Source organism: Cytobacillus depressus (genome assembly GCF_008923245.1).
Lineage (GTDB): Bacteria > Bacillota > Bacilli > Bacillales > Cytobacillaceae > Cytobacillus > Cytobacillus depressus.
The window spans coordinates 1-17,081 of record NZ_WBOS01000032.1 but is presented as its reverse complement, the minus strand read 5'-3'; the positions used below and the strand labels follow the sequence as shown (position 1 = coordinate 17,081).

The 17,081-nt window shown below is 34.9% G+C and carries 15 protein-coding genes, 2 pseudogenes and 1 riboswitch; of the genes and pseudogenes, 14 read left to right on the top strand and 3 right to left on the bottom strand.

The window, feature by feature from the left end:
• Nucleotides 1-889: 889 nt before the first annotated feature.
• The 4 genes from F7731_RS25905 to F7731_RS25890 all read left to right on the top strand — a co-directional run bounded on the left by F7731_RS25905 (nucleotide 890) and on the right by F7731_RS25890 (nucleotide 5,110).
• The gene (locus F7731_RS25905; RefSeq protein ID WP_246197474.1) at nucleotides 890-2,227 is read left to right on the top strand and encodes an NCS1 family transporter; all 1,338 of its coding nucleotides are present in this window, start codon (nucleotides 890-892) and stop codon (nucleotides 2,225-2,227) included.
• 1,560 nt (nucleotides 2,228-3,787) lie between these two features.
• Nucleotides 3,788-3,913, top strand: coding sequence for a hypothetical protein (locus F7731_RS27155; protein WP_281352617.1), 126 nt, complete (start codon nucleotides 3,788-3,790; stop codon nucleotides 3,911-3,913).
• 52 nt (nucleotides 3,914-3,965) lie between these two features.
• The gene (locus tag F7731_RS25895) at nucleotides 3,966-4,412 is read left to right on the top strand and encodes a LytTR family transcriptional regulator DNA-binding domain-containing protein (protein ID WP_151537633.1); all 447 of its coding nucleotides are present in this window, start codon (nucleotides 3,966-3,968) and stop codon (nucleotides 4,410-4,412) included.
• Complete coding sequence (locus F7731_RS25890) at nucleotides 4,409-5,110, top strand: hypothetical protein (RefSeq protein WP_151537632.1); 702 nt, start codon at nucleotides 4,409-4,411, stop codon at nucleotides 5,108-5,110. Before F7731_RS25895 ends, F7731_RS25890 begins: the two co-directional genes overlap by 4 nt.
• 288 nt (nucleotides 5,111-5,398) lie before the next feature.
• On the opposite strand, the gene F7731_RS27025 is transcribed toward F7731_RS25890, so the two are convergent.
• Complete coding sequence (locus F7731_RS27025; RefSeq protein ID WP_246197473.1) at nucleotides 5,399-5,587, bottom strand: hypothetical protein; 189 nt, start codon at nucleotides 5,585-5,587, stop codon at nucleotides 5,399-5,401.
• Between the two features lie 458 nt (nucleotides 5,588-6,045).
• Between F7731_RS27025 and F7731_RS25880 the strand changes: the two are divergent.
• The 4 genes and pseudogenes from F7731_RS25880 to F7731_RS27020 form a co-directional block, all read left to right on the top strand.
• A pseudogene (locus F7731_RS25880) lies at nucleotides 6,046-6,282 on the top strand (heavy metal translocating P-type ATPase); the annotation flags it as partial.
• 56 nt (nucleotides 6,283-6,338) lie between these two features.
• Nucleotides 6,339-6,953, top strand: coding sequence for a DUF6338 family protein (locus F7731_RS25875; RefSeq protein WP_151537631.1), 615 nt, complete (start codon nucleotides 6,339-6,341; stop codon nucleotides 6,951-6,953).
• Between the two features lies 1 nt (nucleotide 6,954).
• Entirely contained in the window at nucleotides 6,955-7,119 is a 165-nt protein-coding gene (locus F7731_RS26695) for a hypothetical protein (RefSeq protein ID WP_170289808.1), read from the top strand.
• Nucleotides 7,120-8,787: 1,668 nt separating this feature from the next.
• A pseudogene (locus F7731_RS27020) lies at nucleotides 8,788-8,996 on the top strand (tyrosine-type recombinase/integrase); the annotation flags it as partial.
• A gap of 701 nt (nucleotides 8,997-9,697) precedes the next feature.
• On the opposite strand, the gene F7731_RS25865 reads toward F7731_RS27020, so the two are convergent.
• A complete protein-coding gene (locus tag F7731_RS25865; protein ID WP_151537630.1) occupies nucleotides 9,698-10,093 on the bottom strand; it encodes a DUF3888 domain-containing protein in 396 nt (131 codons plus the stop codon).
• A gap of 402 nt (nucleotides 10,094-10,495) precedes the next feature.
• Nucleotides 10,496-10,599, top strand: a riboswitch (SAM riboswitch).
• A gap of 108 nt (nucleotides 10,600-10,707) precedes the next feature.
• On the opposite strand from F7731_RS25865, the gene F7731_RS25860 reads away from it, so the two are divergent.
• From F7731_RS25860 to F7731_RS25845, 5 genes are all read left to right on the top strand, one after another.
• Entirely contained in the window at nucleotides 10,708-11,757 is a 1,050-nt protein-coding gene (locus F7731_RS25860) for an LLM class flavin-dependent oxidoreductase (protein ID WP_151537629.1), read from the top strand.
• Nucleotides 11,758-11,772: 15 nt separating this feature from the next.
• On the top strand, nucleotides 11,773-12,735 hold the full coding sequence (locus tag F7731_RS25855) for an ATP-grasp domain-containing protein (RefSeq protein ID WP_151537628.1): 963 nt from the start codon (nucleotides 11,773-11,775) through the stop codon (nucleotides 12,733-12,735).
• 292 nt (nucleotides 12,736-13,027) lie between these two features.
• Nucleotides 13,028-13,996, top strand: a complete 969-nt coding sequence (locus tag F7731_RS25850; protein WP_151537636.1) for a hypothetical protein — start codon at nucleotides 13,028-13,030, stop codon at nucleotides 13,994-13,996.
• A 233-nt stretch (nucleotides 13,997-14,229) separates the two neighbouring features.
• The gene (locus F7731_RS27150) at nucleotides 14,230-14,364 is read left to right on the top strand and encodes a hypothetical protein (RefSeq protein ID WP_281352616.1); all 135 of its coding nucleotides are present in this window, start codon (nucleotides 14,230-14,232) and stop codon (nucleotides 14,362-14,364) included.
• Nucleotides 14,339-14,776, top strand: coding sequence for a Type 1 glutamine amidotransferase-like domain-containing protein (locus F7731_RS25845; protein ID WP_246197471.1), 438 nt, complete (start codon nucleotides 14,339-14,341; stop codon nucleotides 14,774-14,776). The genes F7731_RS27150 and F7731_RS25845 overlap by 26 nt, the downstream gene beginning before the upstream one ends.
• Nucleotides 14,777-14,887: 111 nt before the next feature.
• Here the strand turns inward: F7731_RS25845 and F7731_RS25840 are convergent, their stop codons facing one another.
• Entirely contained in the window at nucleotides 14,888-15,193 is a 306-nt protein-coding gene (locus tag F7731_RS25840; RefSeq protein ID WP_151537627.1) for a hypothetical protein, read from the bottom strand.
• A gap of 967 nt (nucleotides 15,194-16,160) precedes the next feature.
• On the opposite strand from F7731_RS25840, the gene F7731_RS25830 reads away from it, so the two are divergent.
• Nucleotides 16,161-16,913, top strand: coding sequence for an SDR family NAD(P)-dependent oxidoreductase (locus F7731_RS25830; protein ID WP_151537626.1), 753 nt, complete (start codon nucleotides 16,161-16,163; stop codon nucleotides 16,911-16,913).
• Nucleotides 16,914-17,081 lie beyond the last annotated feature (168 nt).

Genomic DNA, 17,081 nt, shown 5'->3' with positions numbered 1-17,081 from the left:
GAACATCGGAAAGCCGTATGAGGGAAAACTTCACGTACGGTTTGATGAGGGGAAACTGAAAGTAAAAGAGATAGCGTAAGCTATCCCTATGAAATCAGTTTTCTACTCTACTAAATGGCAGTTTAGTGGAAGAAGGCATTTTAGAAAAAAACTAAGCAAAATTCATTATATCGACCTTCTACATTTAGGCTAATTATTTTTTTAAGCCAAATGAAGACATTGACTGTCTAAGAGGTGAAGATGGAGGAGGTTGGTGTTGATAAATTTAGTCGAGAGAGCAAGAAACTGAGATGATGATACATTTTCAAATAACATCGACTAGTGAACATTTGGACAATGCGAGAATGTTGAACTTTATAAGATCAGAATATTCCTTTTTGTTAATTTTATTTACAATGAAATAAGATTTCTAAGACGTATTAGGGAGAGAGGTCTTAAATATGCTTAATAAGAATCTATTTTGATCAATTTTTTTCAAAATGGATTCTTTTAATTTACCTTAAAATCCAGATTCAATTGACATTTCTAATCAAACTTTATAATAAAACCAACAAATGCTATTTTTCCTGGTATTCAACAAGAAATGGATGTGAAATGGACGTACAGCTCGTTTACTTTTATATCTAGAACTAATGCAAGAATACTTTTGCATTAAAGTGAAAATACCTAATTATAGGCAGAAAATCATCATTCCAAATGCAAAGACTATGTATAGTGGGATAATTATAAGGTAACAGGTTAAACTTTTATTTATCCGCTAAAAAAACTTAGCCCTAAAAACATCATACAACAATGGGTACGATAAAAAGGAGTGCGGAGTGCAGATATGTCTATAACAAGTAAAAGTCACGACGATAAAAACACGAAGCAAATTGAACATGTCACTGCAATGGATGAATCACTTCATCCGAAATCCGATCAGGATAGGACCGTCAAGCCAAGAGATTATATTTTCATGTGGATTGGCGATGGGGTTAACATAGGGAATATGACGTTAGGAGCCAGTGTAATTGTAGCGGGAGTGGCAAAGTTAAACATCTACCAGACAATCCTTGCAGCTTTGCTTGCAATTGCAATCATTTCAACTGTTTTTGCATTAAATGATCGACTAGGCTATAAAAAAGGTATTCCATACGTTGTACAGCTTAGAATGTCTTTCGGAACAAAAGGGACAATCATATCATCATTATTACGCGGTATACCGGCCATCGTCTGGTACGGTATTCAAAGCTGGATTGGCGGAACTGCATTGAATGAAATAGCGATAATCGTTACTAATGGATCTTTTGATAATATTTTTATCTGTTTTATAGCTCTTCAATTATTCCAGATTGTACTATCTCTATTCGGCTTCCATGCGATTAAATGGGTAGAGACGGTTGCATCTGTTGTTTTCACGATAGGACTTATTTATGTTTTTGTAATCCTTGTATCATCGTATAGCACTGAGATTGTCCAAACTTGGGTACAAGCAGATGGCTCATGGGGATTAACGTTCTTTATGATAATTATGGTCTTATTAGGGAATTATGCAGGTATCTTTGTAAGTGCAGCAGACTATTCCAGAGAGCTGAAAACTGGTCTAAGCAATAAGAAGCGCGGAGCATTATACTTTATCCCCATCACGATTGCATACGGTTTTGTTATTATCATCGGGGCAATGCTAGCTTCTGCAACGGGTGTAACGAATCCTGCAATAGCACTCCCGATGGTAATAGATAATCCTTATATTTCTGTAGGTGTATCTGCATTTATCGTCATAACAGTAATTGCGACAAATATGGTGGCAAACGTCATTCCACCAACTTATGTCATTACATTACTGACAAAATTAAGATATAGAGTTTCTGTAACGATAACAGGATTGCTTGCTCTGTTTGCATTCCCTTGGTTGCTTATACAGGAGTCATCGGCTACTGGTCTAAATATGTTCGTTCTCATCTACTCGGCATTTTTAGGGCCGGTTGTTGCAATACTCGTAGTCGAATATTATATTTTAAGAAAACAGAATGTGAATATTACTGATTTATACAATGAAGAAGGTCCTTATGCCGGATATAATCCGGCAGGTTTAACCGCGATGCTTATCGGTGCAGCCGCTGCGTTTATAGAGGTGGACCTGTCATGGATTATTGGCGTAGTAGTAGCAGGAATAGCCTACTACCTTCTATCGAAATATGCATTTAAGGGTTCCAGCTTCAAAAAAGGAACGATTTTCGAGAAATAAATACCTTTTTGAAATTAACCGCATGAAGAATATATCTCATGCGGTTCCTAATGGTACTAATGGGGGTATAGTTCCCGGTTATATTCTTGATTGGTCTTATAGTTCTAATCTTGGGGATTTTCAGTAAAAAAGGGGAGGAACGGATAAAATTTATTTAAGTGTTCAACGCGTTTTTAACTGACGTACAGGTTAGTCGAATAGTTTTGTTTAACTTTTGTTCAACAATCGGGCCATTTAATTGATAAACACTTTAAAGAAAATTGGATAGGTATGTTAGAGTTTAGAAGAGATTATGAAGTTTTGTACTTAAAGTAAATGGCAGGATAGTTGAAGATGCTTCTGGGCAAGATATTGAAGAACAGACTCTCTCTTAAGAAAGGAAATGGAACTAAAGCTTTCAGAACCAACAGAGAAACGAATTGAGAGTTGTTTCGGACATTGCTTTGTTCTCTTTCGTTTCTGGAAAGGAGCGGGTGAGAAAGACTTTTGATAACTGTTCGTGTTTAGGGATTTCAGGAATGTGTCTGGCTCGTGAGCGATACGCACTTCTTGTGATCAAACACGAAATTTATTCGATACTTTTCGTCTATTGTTCGTCTTTTTGTGTAAATTAGACTACACTTTAGTAGAGATATTTTGAAGCAGCATGCTATAATATAAGCATAACTATTATTTAATTTTATCCACGTTTTCTCGAGCGAGAACTAGTACCTTTTCATCTACCTTGCAGTAGATTTTTTATGAACACAGAATATGAATTCTGTTTAACTATATATATTTTCGCCAGTGCGATTATTTAAAGCTCATAGGAGTATCAATCGTTTCATTATCTTGAAATATTTGATTGAACTTATGAGCTTTTTTTGCGTTCATTTTTTTATTCTAAGATAGTAAAATATATACCCGCTCCAGATTACATCAGTTAAGCGGGTTATTTATTTGTTGAGTCTGTGTATTCACTTTATGCTGTAAAGCTACCTAGAACCTCAAAGTAGGCTCTGAAAGGGATAAAAGATTAAATAGGGGGTAAATTTACCCCTCATTAGACTTGTCTACTTTTTATAATGGACAGATAGGCATAATAGAGAAAGATAATGGATCTGTTTAGGAAAAGGGAGCGGGTATTAGTTATTGAGGATTTCATTTATAACAAACTGTTGAGAAGGGCATTTACTGATGCATATAAACACAAGAACCCTCTCCAGTTCTTAAGCAGGAAGAGAGTTCATTAAAAGTAAAGAGAGATAAATTGGGTGACTGCTGTACTTGTGCTAAGGTATCTCCTGGTACATTACTTAATTATTGTCACGACTTTAAAATCTTTTTAGTTGGTTAACCTCTAAAGGTTTTAATAAGGGAGCAATAACCGATATCCCTTTATCGTTATTTGAGACATTAACAGTACAGCAAGTTGAAGACTTTCTTAGTTTTTTAAAGTTTCAATTGAACAATAGAGAAATCACAATTAATCGTAAACTATCCTCTCTAAAGTCTTTATTTAATTACCTACAGAATATTGCTGAGACTAGTCAATTAGATCCCTATATTAAGAGAAATGTTATGGCAAAAATTGAGTTTAATGATGTTTCTGAAAATCCTGAGACTGTCGCAGACCCGCTCCTGTATCCCGTTCGAAGCGAGCCCGATCTATATATTAGGAGAGAGGGCCAAACAAATTTAGCTTAATTAGTGTTATAATGCTTATTGTTGGTTGGTTGAATTGATAGGAGTGAGGAAAATGAGTTTAAAAAACAGACGTCATATGACTGTCATAAAAGAAACTCAGGATGGAGAAAAAATATTAACATGTATCGATCTTGATGAAGTAAATTTTATTGATAGTGATAACGGAAAAATCCGATTTCATATAGATAACCAGGTCTATTTTCAAATTACCAATATTTCTGAGTTGGGCGAAATACTTGAGGGTTTCATTCCTTTGGACCGTCCTAATTTAGTAAACTTACTAAAAATAAAAAAATTTGATTCAAAAAATGGAAAAGTGTACTTTGAGGAAAATCCTAATCCAAACAGCATTTTTGCTACCGTAGCAAAAACGAAATACGAATTAATCTCGGTCATACTAAAAAGATTTATTTCTCACAATAATAATACAACTTTGGAATTCGAACAAAAAAAGGAAACAAAAGGATTGAAAGGATTTTTAGAGGTCTTTAAATCGTGAATTTGCTCACTCTTGCAACTAGTACTGCATTCGGGGTATTGGAAGTTTTCGGACAACTTTTATTATCTATTACGTTATTCAGGTTTCCTTATCGTTCCTATCTGATTCACCTCATTGCAGCATCAACGGTAGTATCTATTGTAGCAACCCTAGTTTATGATGTATGGGATCTTCATTTTATTACTTGCGAAATAATCGTAGCTGCAGTTTCCTATCTGACAATTAAGGTGACCTTTAAAACTTCTTATTGGCATTCTTTTTTAATCTTTTTTACAGGATCATTGGTTAGTGGAATATTTTTATTTTTTCTTTCCGTAATAGGGATTGCTGAAGTAAAGGAAATGGCTAATGAGTTTGTTTCTACTATCACTGTTCAGTTTTATTTATTTGTGGTTTTTACTCTTGTAGCCTTATTTATTTATCAAAAAGGCTGGGGCTTCGTATTCATATCTGAAAAGATGGATATAAGACCGCAATACAGAACATTAAATATGATTATTTTATCTACAGGATTTTTGGCAATTATTGCAGCATTATTAGCCTTCTATTTATGTTTTTATAAATATCCATTATCTGATTTTACACTGATTTTATTCCTTGTATTTTTAATATTATTTATTTGGGGAATTTATATTTTATCTAACAAAAACGCAGAAGAACGGTTTGATAAAAAGAAGATCTATAAATGGCTGAATTAATACTTAAAATCAATGTGGTTAATTATAAGCCCGCTCCTTTGGTTCATGCCAGGAGCGGGCTTTTTAACTTTTATGTAATGGAGAGAGAGAGCGGGATGCCGCCTCCCGCTTGTTCAATTTCTTAATTGTAATATGTAATACCCTTAATTTCCTGGAATTCAAGACAACAAGATACCTTTTTAAAAGGTATCTTGACTTGGCATATAGATTGCACTAACCCAGCTTTTTCCAGAGTTTCCTTAAAAGCTTTATGCAAGCCACGCGGATTCAACTTTTCACCATGTTTATTTAAAAAAACTGGCTCAGTGTCATGAAGTTGATGGGCTTGTAAAGTATCCATATAGGGTTGAAATAAAGGCAATACAATGGGCTGTAAAGGGGGAGATGTTCTTTTTTCCCTTTACCAATTATTCGAATCGTACCATTAGATAAATCAACTTGTTCCCAAGTAATATCTACAAGTTCAGATCTCCGCATTCCCGTTGTGCCCAAAACCTTATACATCAAATTATTTCATTTTCCTAATCTAGAACTGTCATTATCATCTAGATAGTGGAAAAGTTTTTGAAGCTCACGTAATGTCATATACACCGGTAACTTTTTATCAATCTTGGGTGTATTAATACCGTTTGTAAAGTCATTTTGTAACCTAATTTATAAAACTGGCGACAAAATAATATTAACACTTCAATTATAGGGCGCGATTCTACAGTAGGAATTGTGCTCTTTCTTTATGTTAATGGCCACATTCTTGAGTAACTCTCAACAATAAAAGGAAATTTCACAAAAATGAAGAAATAGAATAATAACAATTGTTGGAGGTCACTATGGAAACTGAAAAAATTAGTTTTATTAAAGTAAACGATTATCAGTTATATGTTAACCCCATAGGCGAGGCAGAAGAAGTGAAGTAGCTTCAACAGAAAAGTAAGAAAGTAGCGATGGTTGGTGATGGAGTCAATGATATGCCAGCCCTTGCCATAGCAGATATTGGGATGGCGATCGGAACAGGAACAGATGTCGCGATGGAAGCGGCGGATATTACATTAATCCGCGGATATCTAAATAGTATTGGCGACGCTAATTTCATGAGTAAAAAAACAATCGAAAATATTAGACAAAACCTATTTTGGGCTTTTGCTTATTATACACTTGGGATTCCAGTTGCTGCTGCGGCGATGGAATATACTAATATTAAAAATAAAACTACACGATGAGGTGATATGCAATGACAATTGAAAGTTTAGAAATAGTATTTTATACCTTACTATTTGTAGTTCCAGGCTTTATTACGGACTCTGTATATCGGTATTGTTATCCACAAAGAGAAGATACAGGCCAATATACGATAATTCGTTTTTTATTGTTTACTTTTATAAATTTCATTCTTTGGTTTCCGTTGATCTATTTAATTTTTTTAAATGACTTCCATACGAGATATCCAAATTGGAGTTTTGTAATTTCAGGATTCTTGGTATTGATTGGGCCAGGAATCTTAGGTTTCTTAATAAGTATCTTTGTAATTAAAGGCTGGCTAAGGAAATTCCTTCATAGAATTGGATTTAACCCCATGCATGTAATTCCTACCTCTTGGGATTATCAGTTTAATAGAATTGAGAATTACGTCTATGTAATTGTTTATTATATTGATGGTAGCAGTATAGGTGGCTTATACAGCAGCCTATCATTTGCCTCTTCTAAGAGTGGAGAGAGAGACATATATCTAGAAAAGGTCTATGACATTGACGATGAAGGAAATTGGATAGAGAAAAATAATTCAGATGGTATTTGGGTTGCAAGTACAGATATTCGTGCAATTGAGTTCTTAAAAGGGGGTGAATAATGTGTCGGATAATCGTAAACCAATATCTGAAGGCTATCAGCCTAAAGGAAATTTTGGTTACCAACCTATTGGTAAAGGTTTTCAACCACAACCAATTTCTAGTATGCCGAAACCACCGATTGCAAAACCTAGTATTAGACCAGCGTCAAATAGTAACAACAAGTAAAGTAAAAAAGAAGCCCAACAATGCGTGGCATTGAAGGACTTCTTTATTAAGTGATTTTAGGATTGAGACCATATTTTAGTTATTCCATTGTTTCTGAAATAAGGAAAGCGTCTTTCTTCATGATAAGGGCCAGATTGTTGAACACTTTTAATCTACAATCCTCAATTAAAGAGTTAGAAGAGAAAGAAGCGCCGACAATGACAAGGATAGCAATATGGAGCTTGACCCTTTGGGAAAGCTGAAGATATCGTTCTTCGAATATCAAAGAGAGATGCGATTCGCAATACTTGATAAGCCTACAAAAGAGCCGATGTTATTTAAAATGAGAAGCAAATGAGACGGTGCTCTGGTAATCGATGCAGAGAAATTTTTAAAGGAATACTTCATGCAATTAAACTTCAAAGAGATAGCGCAGGATTAGGACAGGCTTTTTTATTTTGCCAATCGACATATTAGTGAGTAAAATGTCGGAATGTGAGTATATAAAAAAAGGAGTCTATATGAAGCCTTCATCTTTTTATTTTCCCTAAATCAGAAAAGAGTTGAGGAAAAGAAAAATGAAAATAATCATAATTTATTCAATTGATGAAGGCGAAGGCAGCATAAATTATTTTAGAGATTAGGTAAGTTAAGGCTTTAATAAATTCTATATTGCTTGGTTAAGAGCAATCTGAAAGGATAAACGACTTTGCGAGAACAATGGATGGTTTGTTGTAGTTATCGACTCTTAAAAACTTCTATAAAAGCGCAAATAGAGCTCTTGACGAACTTTACGATTAATTTGCGGTTCAAAATATTAAGATCCATTTTACGAATCAAGGGAAGTTGACACATGCTGTGAATAGGATGAAATTAAAGATATCAGATGGGGGAGGATTTAGATCGAAACATCTCATTTAACGGTCATCATTTATCCATTAGAGAGTTTATCATTTCCATCAGCATTCGAGATGAAGAGAAGAGGTTCCTGATGAATTTGAAGCACTTAAGACATAAAGCAACCATGCTAAGGTACTTAAATAGAGCTATTACCCATTCATCAGAGAACAAACTTAAGAAAGGGAATGGAACTAAAGCTTTCAGAACCAACAGAGAAACGAATTGAGAGTTGTTTCGGACATTGCCTTTGTTCTGTTTCGTTTCCGCTATTATTTTAATTTTTTTATCCACTTTTTCTCGAGCGAGAACTAGTATCTTTCCATCTACCTTGCAGTAGAATTTTATGAACACAGAATATGAATTCCGTTTAACTATATATATTTTCGCCAGCGCCATTATTTAAAGCTCATAGGAGTATCTTGAACTTATGAGCTTTTTGGCGTTCATTTTTTGATTCTAAAATATGTTAAATTGGTTGTTTAGTTTATCAAAGGAAAGTGATCTCATTACAACAAGCGTGGATTATTATGACTGTCATACAGAATTAAAATTGTATTAGGAAGATGTATTAGAGGTATTATCATAGCTGAAGATGGTAGTGCAAAAAGTATCAGGAAACTAAAAGAAAAATATAATCTTACAAATAAGTATGGAAAGGAGTTATATGTAACTTTAGCTACTCAAAAGCACGAAGGTTATAGATCCTCAAGAGACGTTATCCTGGGGATTTATGGTATTTTACAGCAACAAATGTACAAAGGATTTAGGAAAAAATGAAGAATTAGAGTAAAATACGCTACAGCATTCGGTAAACCTTCTTTATCTGTAAATAAGCTGCGCCATTCGTTTGCTACAAGATATCACGCTGAAATAAATGATGTACCAAAGCTAAGACGGCAATTGGGACATTCACCCATGAAACGACCATGATTTATACTCATATTAAAAACGAAGATCTAATAACAGCAATTAATAAATTCAATATGCCAAAAGATTAATGAGCAGCAAGTGTATATTTCTGAGGGTATAACAGAGGTTTACACGATATTTAGTATTTTATGTAATTTTTTTTTAAGTATTATTGTGTCATTTTTTAATTTCTTGTTGCAATCTGATTTTAAGAAAGCTTATAAGAGCAAATAATTAAATTAAATTGCATTAAAACGATCTAAAGATGCTGGACATTATCTAAGTTTCAGTATCTTTATGTCATTTTTGTAAGTATAATTGAGTCACTCGTCAATTATAGGAACTATAGGGGATTACACCATATATAGCGTAAATTAATTTTAGTTTACATAATATATATTAGGATAGTCGAATGTTTGTCTTATCGTTTGGTTCCGATAATTATAGGATCGGTATAGGAGATTATTGGCATACGTCCTAGGTAGTTATGTTCAGAAATAAGACGAACATAACTTTTTTTAGTTTGTCCAATATGGGTTGATATAAACATATCATAAATGAGACTATTTAAAAGAAAGGTAATTCTATCCAGCTAACGAATTCTCCTAACTATATATAATTAAAATGGAAATACAAAATGTATATGTTATTCCACAATCGGGCCAGAATGTGGAATAACACTTTATAAGAAAATTGGATATTTTGTTTTAGTTAGAGAAGATTGTGAAAAATTGTACTTAAGCTTACGGAGCAGTTTAGTTGAAGAATACCCGAAGAAAAAACACCCTTTTTACAAAGGATGCCTGCATTTAGTTATTTCATTGGGCTTTAACCTTATTCTTTTGAAATCAATAGCCTGCCACTCTAGGGATTTTTCATTACTAAAAGTGATTGTCACTAAATCATTAGGAGGATCGTGAGCACCTTCAAATGTTCTTACCTGCACGGTAACATTAAATAAGTAAGTGCCTATTGGCAGCCTTTTAATTTGGATAATTTCACCACACTCATTTTGTTTAATTTCGCCATATTGCTTCTCCAATTCCTGTTGAATCGATGGATAAAGCATAATGAAAATCAAGTCATCACGCAACTGTACATCATTTTTAGTTACGGTTTCAGCTTTAACAGGTGAATAAGAGAAAAGAGTTAGGCTGGCAATCAATATGAAAAGGCTTTTTCCCATAAAAATCCTCCATTCCAAGTTTCCCTTATAATTAACAATTAAAGGAATTCTTATTAGACTCACGGGTGCAAGAGTTAAACAAGGTGTTGCAGCGGCAGCATTTTGTTTCTTGTTGTGCTAACGGGGCAGTTTAGTTGAAAAAGGGCTTGTTTATGAGATAGAAATGAAAGGCAACTGAAATATCAGAAGCCTTCTTTTTAATATGTTTCATTAATAATTTTCCCTGGGATGTATCATAATTTCTTAAAAAGTTAACTTCAGACTGAAACTGATTGGATGATAGAATTTCCTTTTACCGTGTTTATAAGTTGTTATTTAGAGTTTAGAAATATTTAATTGACAATTTGATTAATTTGAACTATTATCACTTTAGTTAATTAAAAAATTGAATGTACATTTTTCTTCTTATCCAGAGAGGTGGAGGGACTGGCCCTTTGAAGCCTCGGCAGCAGGTTCTTATGAATACTGTGCCAATTCCATCAAGCACATCGCTTGAAAGATGAGAAGAGGGTAATAAAACTCTCTTCTTAGGAAGAGAGTTTTTAATTTATACACAAATCCAACTTAAGTAATAGGGAAACTATGGATTTAGAATAGTAGAGGAGAGAATACAAATGAAATATGGTTTTTGGTTACCGATTTTTGGAGGCTGGTTACGTAATGTGGAGAATGAAAATATGCCGCCTACCTTTGATTATGCAAAGAAAGTAATAGAATCTGCTGAAAAATGGGGATACTCGACTACCTTAATAGCTGAATTATATTTAAATGATATTAAAGGACCGGAGCATGACTCTCTTGAAGCTTGGTCTACAGCAGCAGCCCTTGCAGCAGTGACGGAAAAAATTGAAATTATGACTGCGATTCGCCCTGGTTTTCATAATCCTGCTGTAGCGGCCAAAATGGCAGCTAATATTGATCAAATCAGTAATGGGCGTTTTACTCTTAACGTTGTTTCTGCTTGGTGGGCAGAAGAAGCACGTCAATATGGGGGTATTTTTACAGAACATGATGAGCGTTACGCTCGTACCGAAGAGTTTATTGATGTACTAAAAGGTTTATGGACAGAAGAAACCTTCAATTATTCTGGTCAATTTTACGAATTAAAGGATGCGAAGCTTGCACCGAAACCTGTTCAAAGACCAAACCCGATTCTTTATGCAGGCGGTGAAAGTGAAAAAGGTAAGCAAACCATAGCAGAAAAATGTGATGCTTATGTTATGCACGGTGGTACAGTTGAAGAGATTTATCGAAAAATAACCGATATGAGGGCACGCCGTGAACAAACTGGCAGTGCGCCATTTAGTTCATTTGGTATGGCTGCTTATGTTATTAGCCGCGATACAGAAGAAGAGGCTCTGGCTGAGCTTGCAAAAATTACGACTGTGAAAGACACTAGCGGATATGTTGGCTTTAAAGATTTCACTACTAAATCACAATTAGAGCAACAAATCCAATTACAGGATTACTCTGTATCCAATCGCGGCCTACGACCGAACCTAGTAGGAACACCCGAGCAAATTGCAGATCGAATTTTACAATATGAAGAGGCCGGCTTAGACTTATTGTTATTGCAATTTTCACCTCAATTAGAGGAGATGGAACGCTTTGCAAAGCAGGTTATGCCATTAATTGAACAAAAACGTAGTTTAATAAAGAACTAGAGAGGGGACATAATGATGAGCAAGGTATATGTGTTACATGAAAATAGTGAGTGGACAGTCCATTTAACAAAAAAGTTAGCGGAACTTGGTGTTCCTTATGAAGAATGGCATTTGGACGAAGGAACGCTAGATTTATCAATAGAGCCACCAGAAGGAATCTTCTTTAGCCGAATGAGTGCATCTTCTCATACACGTGATCATCGTTTTGCAGCTGAATTTTCTGGGCAAGTATTGGCTTGGCTTGAAGGACATGGACGTAGGGTGATAAATGGAACGAATGCTCTAAAGTTAGAGGTTAGTAAGGTTTTACAATATTTAGAGCTAAACAAGTATGGTGTTAAGACTCCAAAAACGATTGCAGCGGTTGGAAAACAAAACATTTTAAAGGCAGCCGAAGCATTTGAAGGACAGTCCTTTATTACCAAGCATAACCGTGCCGGTAAAGGCTTAGGTGTTCAATTATTCCATAGTATAGAAGCTCTAAAAGCTTATGTGGAAGGACCTACTTTCGAAGAACCGGTCGATGGAATTACACTTATTCAAAAATACATTCAATCTCCTGAAAGCTACATAACCCGTTGTGAGTTTGTAGGAGGAAGCTTTGTTTATGCCGTAAGAGTTGATACTTCGGAAGGATTTGAACTTTGCCCAGCGGACGCGTGCCAAATTGGCGATTTATTCTGCCCGGTAGGAGAAAAGGTAGAAGAGAAGCCTAAGTTTCAAATCATTGAAGGTTTTGAGGACGAAATTTTAGAAAAATATAAAAAGGTTCTAGCTGGTAATAAAATTCAAGTTGCTGGAATCGAGTTTATCAAAAATGCTGAAGGTGAAATTTTTACTTACGATATTAATACAAACACGAACTATAATCCTGATGCAGAAGCAAAAGCTGGAAAATACGGAATGTTCGAAGTAGCTTTATTATTAAAGAAGACATTAGAAGAAAAATACGTAACCAACAGCAACGGCTTAATTTAGAGAAGTAACGAAAATTCACTTGGAATTACCTGATAATGAAAGGGATATTGAAAGTCGTCTTGATTTAATTAAAGAAGAAGAAGACCCCATAATGTTAAGCTTATACATTTTTCTGAATTAAATCTAAAAGGAGTATGATCGTCTACTAGGCGGTCACTTTTTATTGTACTAAAGTGGCAGGATAGTTGAAAAAGGAATACAACCTATGTTTTTCGAAATAGTCTTATAGTATTTTAACAATTTAATTATTTTTCTAAGTGGGGTGATATTTGATATGGGAGAGCTGGATAATATGTTAAATCCATCCGTATTGGAAGATGGGTTAGCAATCATCTCGTTATGTAAAAAACAAACAGGTGACATTTGGCAGGCTCATTTTGGTGCGGCAGCTATCGGCAGTTACTTTTTTGTTAAAAATAATCATAATCTAAGTCAGGAACTTGCCCAGCTTGTCTTTACTCAAGCCGAATCGATGGCTAATAAGATAATTGAGAGGAGCAGCAAACGAAATCCTTCCTATTGCGATGAGAACAGTTCCATATCGGCTATACTTGACGCACTCGATAAAACGATCGATCAGCTTCATTGGGTTGGACATAACGTAATATACACCGCAGCGAGTTTGTTGGCCATAAATGAACTTGAAGGCTGGGGAAGTGCTGAGGATATTGCTGGAATAACTAATCTCATTCAATCGTTTGAAAGGACAGTTCCTGGAAGATCATGGATCGGATTTACTGCTTCTGAAGTAAAAAAGATGGTCATTACGGAGGAAGACGGATTTCCGCACATATCAAAACCGAATGAGCTTTCCTTACTTGTTCTGGAAGAATTAGCCCAGTTCCCTATCATTTATCGAGCCGAATCGCATCATGATTTGATAGGACACATGCTAACTTTTTCACACGCGTTAAACATCTTGTTTGACCTTGGACATACCTCATTTTTCAAGCGAGGATTACTGCCTGTTCTTAAATTGATTAAAGTTCTAAGGATTACTAGAAACGTTAAACATGAGGATTCAATCAAGTTGGTTTCGCCTATCGACCGCTTGCCTCTACAGCCAGCAAAACGAGGGAACGAGCTTCCGACTGAGATTAAATTTTGGGAAAAGGACTATAGTAAGCAAGAATGGGATTATGGTCACGTTTTTAAATTCTCCAATAGCTTTTACGACCATTTACGCCGAGTAGAGCAATTGAAAGAATCGTATTTTGAAAATTTCCGATATATAATTGCCCAATCGTCACAATTTGAATGACTGAAATGATTAGGAATGTAAAAATCTAATTGAAAATATTTTAAAATCGGTTGTGAAGTATTGTACTTAAATTAACTGGTGCAAGAGTTAAACAAGGTGCTGCAGCGGCAGCATCTTTTTTCTTGTTGTACTAACGGTGCAGGATAGTTGAAGAAAGAGAATGGGAAAAGTGTAGAATACTTCTTCTTCAAAGAAAAGTTTCAGTTAATAAGGCAGCAAAGGAGTCAGAACAATTGGAAAGAAATATCCTCGCATTATCTGGTGGTGGTTTTTCTAAAAAAGAAAAAGCCTACATCAATGAATATTTACTGAAAATCCCGAGAACACAGGAGCCATTAAAAATTGATTTATTGCTACAGCAAGTATGATGCACAAGGCTATATTGATAATTTTTATGGGGCTTTTAACACAGAACATCCAAGCCATATTACAATTAGGAATTTTGAATCACCAAACATACAAGAAATTATAAATGCTTTAGATATTCTGTATGTAGGTGGTGGGAATACTCATTATATGCTAAAAATTTGGCAGAAAACAGGCTTCGACAATGTAGTGAGAAACGCATACCAAAACGGTGTCATCTTAGCAGGAATAAGCGCAGGAGCGATGTGTTGGTTCGAAACTTGTTATAGAGAAAAAAATGAAGAAGAATACGAAGAATTTAGAGGTTTGGGTATGTTAAAAGGCAGTCTTTGTCCGCATTATAATGACATAGAACGGCGTATTGCGTTTGATAACTGGGCAATTACTCAAAAAAACAGCACTTTATATATTTAAGGGGACAATGAAACGCGCTATTGATTTTTTGTCAGCAGAAAATACACATTTTGAGAACTTTTTGAGCATAAAAAAAGCTCTGGGTTCTTATGCCCAAAGCTTTTTCTATATTTACTTTTGAATTTTGTTAATGATATTCTGCCCATATTTATTTGTGTAATAATAATAGGTGTACGATTTTCCTGAGGTTAAATTCTTTTTATACCAATCATTAGATGATCTAAAAACCATATACTTACCGGAAGATGTTTTCACTTCAAAAGAATTGCCATCAGCCCACCCAATCAAAATCCCTTTTTCATAATGAGACTGTTCAACATTGGACCATGCAGCCTCAACAGGATTTGCAGCTCCCACACCTGAAACCAGCATTCCAGCGATCCCAAAAGCAACAGCAAACTTTTTCAATTTCTTCATTCTAAATCACCCCCAAAACATTATCATCATTGCTAATATTTATATTATCATCACAAGAAAAAATACAGATGTATGTTCTCATTATGTAATCATTATATGCAAAAAAAGGAAAAAAGAAGGGGCCATTTTATTAAAATATCAATAATTTGTGAAGTGTTGTACTTAAAGTAAAGGGGGCTATTCTTCAAGAAGAAGAATGGCTCTTTCTTATTAAAGTAAAGAGGAGGATAGTGTAAGAAGAAGAGGGGGGAAATTCAAATGGTTAGAAAGTAAAAAACACTAAAAGAATGGATTATATTCTTAGTTTTAGCCTTCTTAATGGCTGGTGGTTCATTATATTTTGTATATTTCTTTACACCTAAATACTCACTGAATTGTATCAGGAATTAGTTTTTGCGGACAACTTTGAGGAAGTACAAAAACTTTTATTAGATGGCTATGAAGACAATTTTACAGAAGAAGATTTTGACTATATTCAAGATAAATCAGTAGATATGACTAGCTCAATTTACTCTATTTGAGTATAAAGAAAAATCTTATGTAATTATGACTTCGCCAGGAACTGAAAGATTAAAAGTTCTTGGGGTTGAAGAATTGCAGAAGATATAAGACAATTCTTCTTGGGTTTATCAAGATAGATTCTTATTCAACAAACAGGTGCATTAGTTAACAAGGCATGTACTATGATCTTCAACAATCGGGCGCTTTTCTGAAATAAGGAAAGTGTCTTTCTTCATTAAATAATCCATTTAATGAAGAAAGAATATCATGAAAAATTGAATACTTATGGTAAGAACAGTATGGTGTTTGTGAAAGGTTGTACTCAAACTAACGAAGCAGTTTAGTTCAACAAGGAATACTGGTTAAGCTAGCTAATAACCTAACTAGAACGTCATTTTAATAATAAAAGGATTAGGACTTAAATTGTAGAATTACTATTACAACCAAATTTATTAGGAGGAAAGCTGTGCAGGACTTATCAGGCAAAGTGATTCTTATTACTGGAGCAAGTTCAGGGATTGGGCTTGCCACAGCCCATTTAGTGTCATCTAGAGGGGCAAAAGTTATTATTAATTTTCATTCAAATGAAAGAGGGGCAATGGAGGCTGTCCAACTTATTCGAGAAAAAGACGGAGACGCTATTGCTATTCAAGCTGATGTTATGAAAAAAGAAGAAGTGAACTCAATGGTTGAACAAGCTCTTTCTTCATTTGGCACGATAGATGTTCTGGTTAATAATGCTGGAGGTGGAATCCGTCAAAGCAGCTTTATGGATATGAGTGAAGAACTGTGGGAAGAAACGTTTAGATTAAATGTAAATAGTGTTCTTTTATGCTCTCAAGCCGTATTAAAACATATGATTCCTAAGAAGAATGGCAAAATCATCAATGTATCTTCGGCGGCAGCTCGAATTGGAGGTGCAGGAGAAAGTATTCACTATGCATCGACTAAAGGAGCAGTAAATACAATGACCATTGGTATGTCCAGAGAACTAATTGAATATGGAATTATCGTGAATGGAGTGGCACCAGGAATGGTAGAAACGACTTTTCACGAGAAATTTGCTCCAAACGATAATCGTCTTGAGCGTATGGTTTCATCGGTACCTATTAAACGGGCTGCAACACCAATGGAAATAGCAGAGGTAATTGCTTTCCTTTCTTCCGATGCTTCAAATTACATATTAGGAGAAATTATAAATGTTAGTGGAGGAAGGTAACGAAAAAAGGGCTATAGCCAAAGATCTCCTTCTTTCACTAACGGGGTGCTATTCTTCAAGAAGGAGAATAGCTTTTTCTTATTGAAGGCGTGCCCAGCAAGCCGTTAATTGCTAGTTGGTGAAAGTCCAACCTGAGTAAGTGCCAAGACGCTCAGTAACTGACAGGCA

Coding starts and splice junctions, on each gene's coding strand:
- F7731_RS25905 (WP_246197474.1), top strand. CDS start 890: ATGGATGAATCACTTCATCCGAAATCCGATCAGGATAGGACCGTCAAG.
- F7731_RS27155 (WP_281352617.1), top strand. CDS start 3,788: ATGGCAAAAATTGAGTTTAATGATGTTTCTGAAAATCCTGAGACTGTC.
- F7731_RS25895 (WP_151537633.1), top strand. CDS start 3,966: ATGAGTTTAAAAAACAGACGTCATATGACTGTCATAAAAGAAACTCAG.
- F7731_RS27025 (WP_246197473.1), bottom strand. CDS start 5,587: ATGCGGAGATCTGAACTTGTAGATATTACTTGGGAACAAGTTGATTTA.
- F7731_RS25875 (WP_151537631.1), top strand. CDS start 6,339: ATGACAATTGAAAGTTTAGAAATAGTATTTTATACCTTACTATTTGTA.
- F7731_RS25865 (WP_151537630.1), bottom strand. CDS start 10,093: ATGGGAAAAAGCCTTTTCATATTGATTGCCAGCCTAACTCTTTTCTCT.
- F7731_RS25860 (WP_151537629.1), top strand. CDS start 10,708: ATGAAATATGGTTTTTGGTTACCGATTTTTGGAGGCTGGTTACGTAAT.
- F7731_RS25855 (WP_151537628.1), top strand. CDS start 11,773: ATGAGCAAGGTATATGTGTTACATGAAAATAGTGAGTGGACAGTCCAT.
- F7731_RS25850 (WP_151537636.1), top strand. CDS start 13,028: ATGTTAAATCCATCCGTATTGGAAGATGGGTTAGCAATCATCTCGTTA.
- F7731_RS25840 (WP_151537627.1), bottom strand. CDS start 15,193: ATGAAGAAATTGAAAAAGTTTGCTGTTGCTTTTGGGATCGCTGGAATG.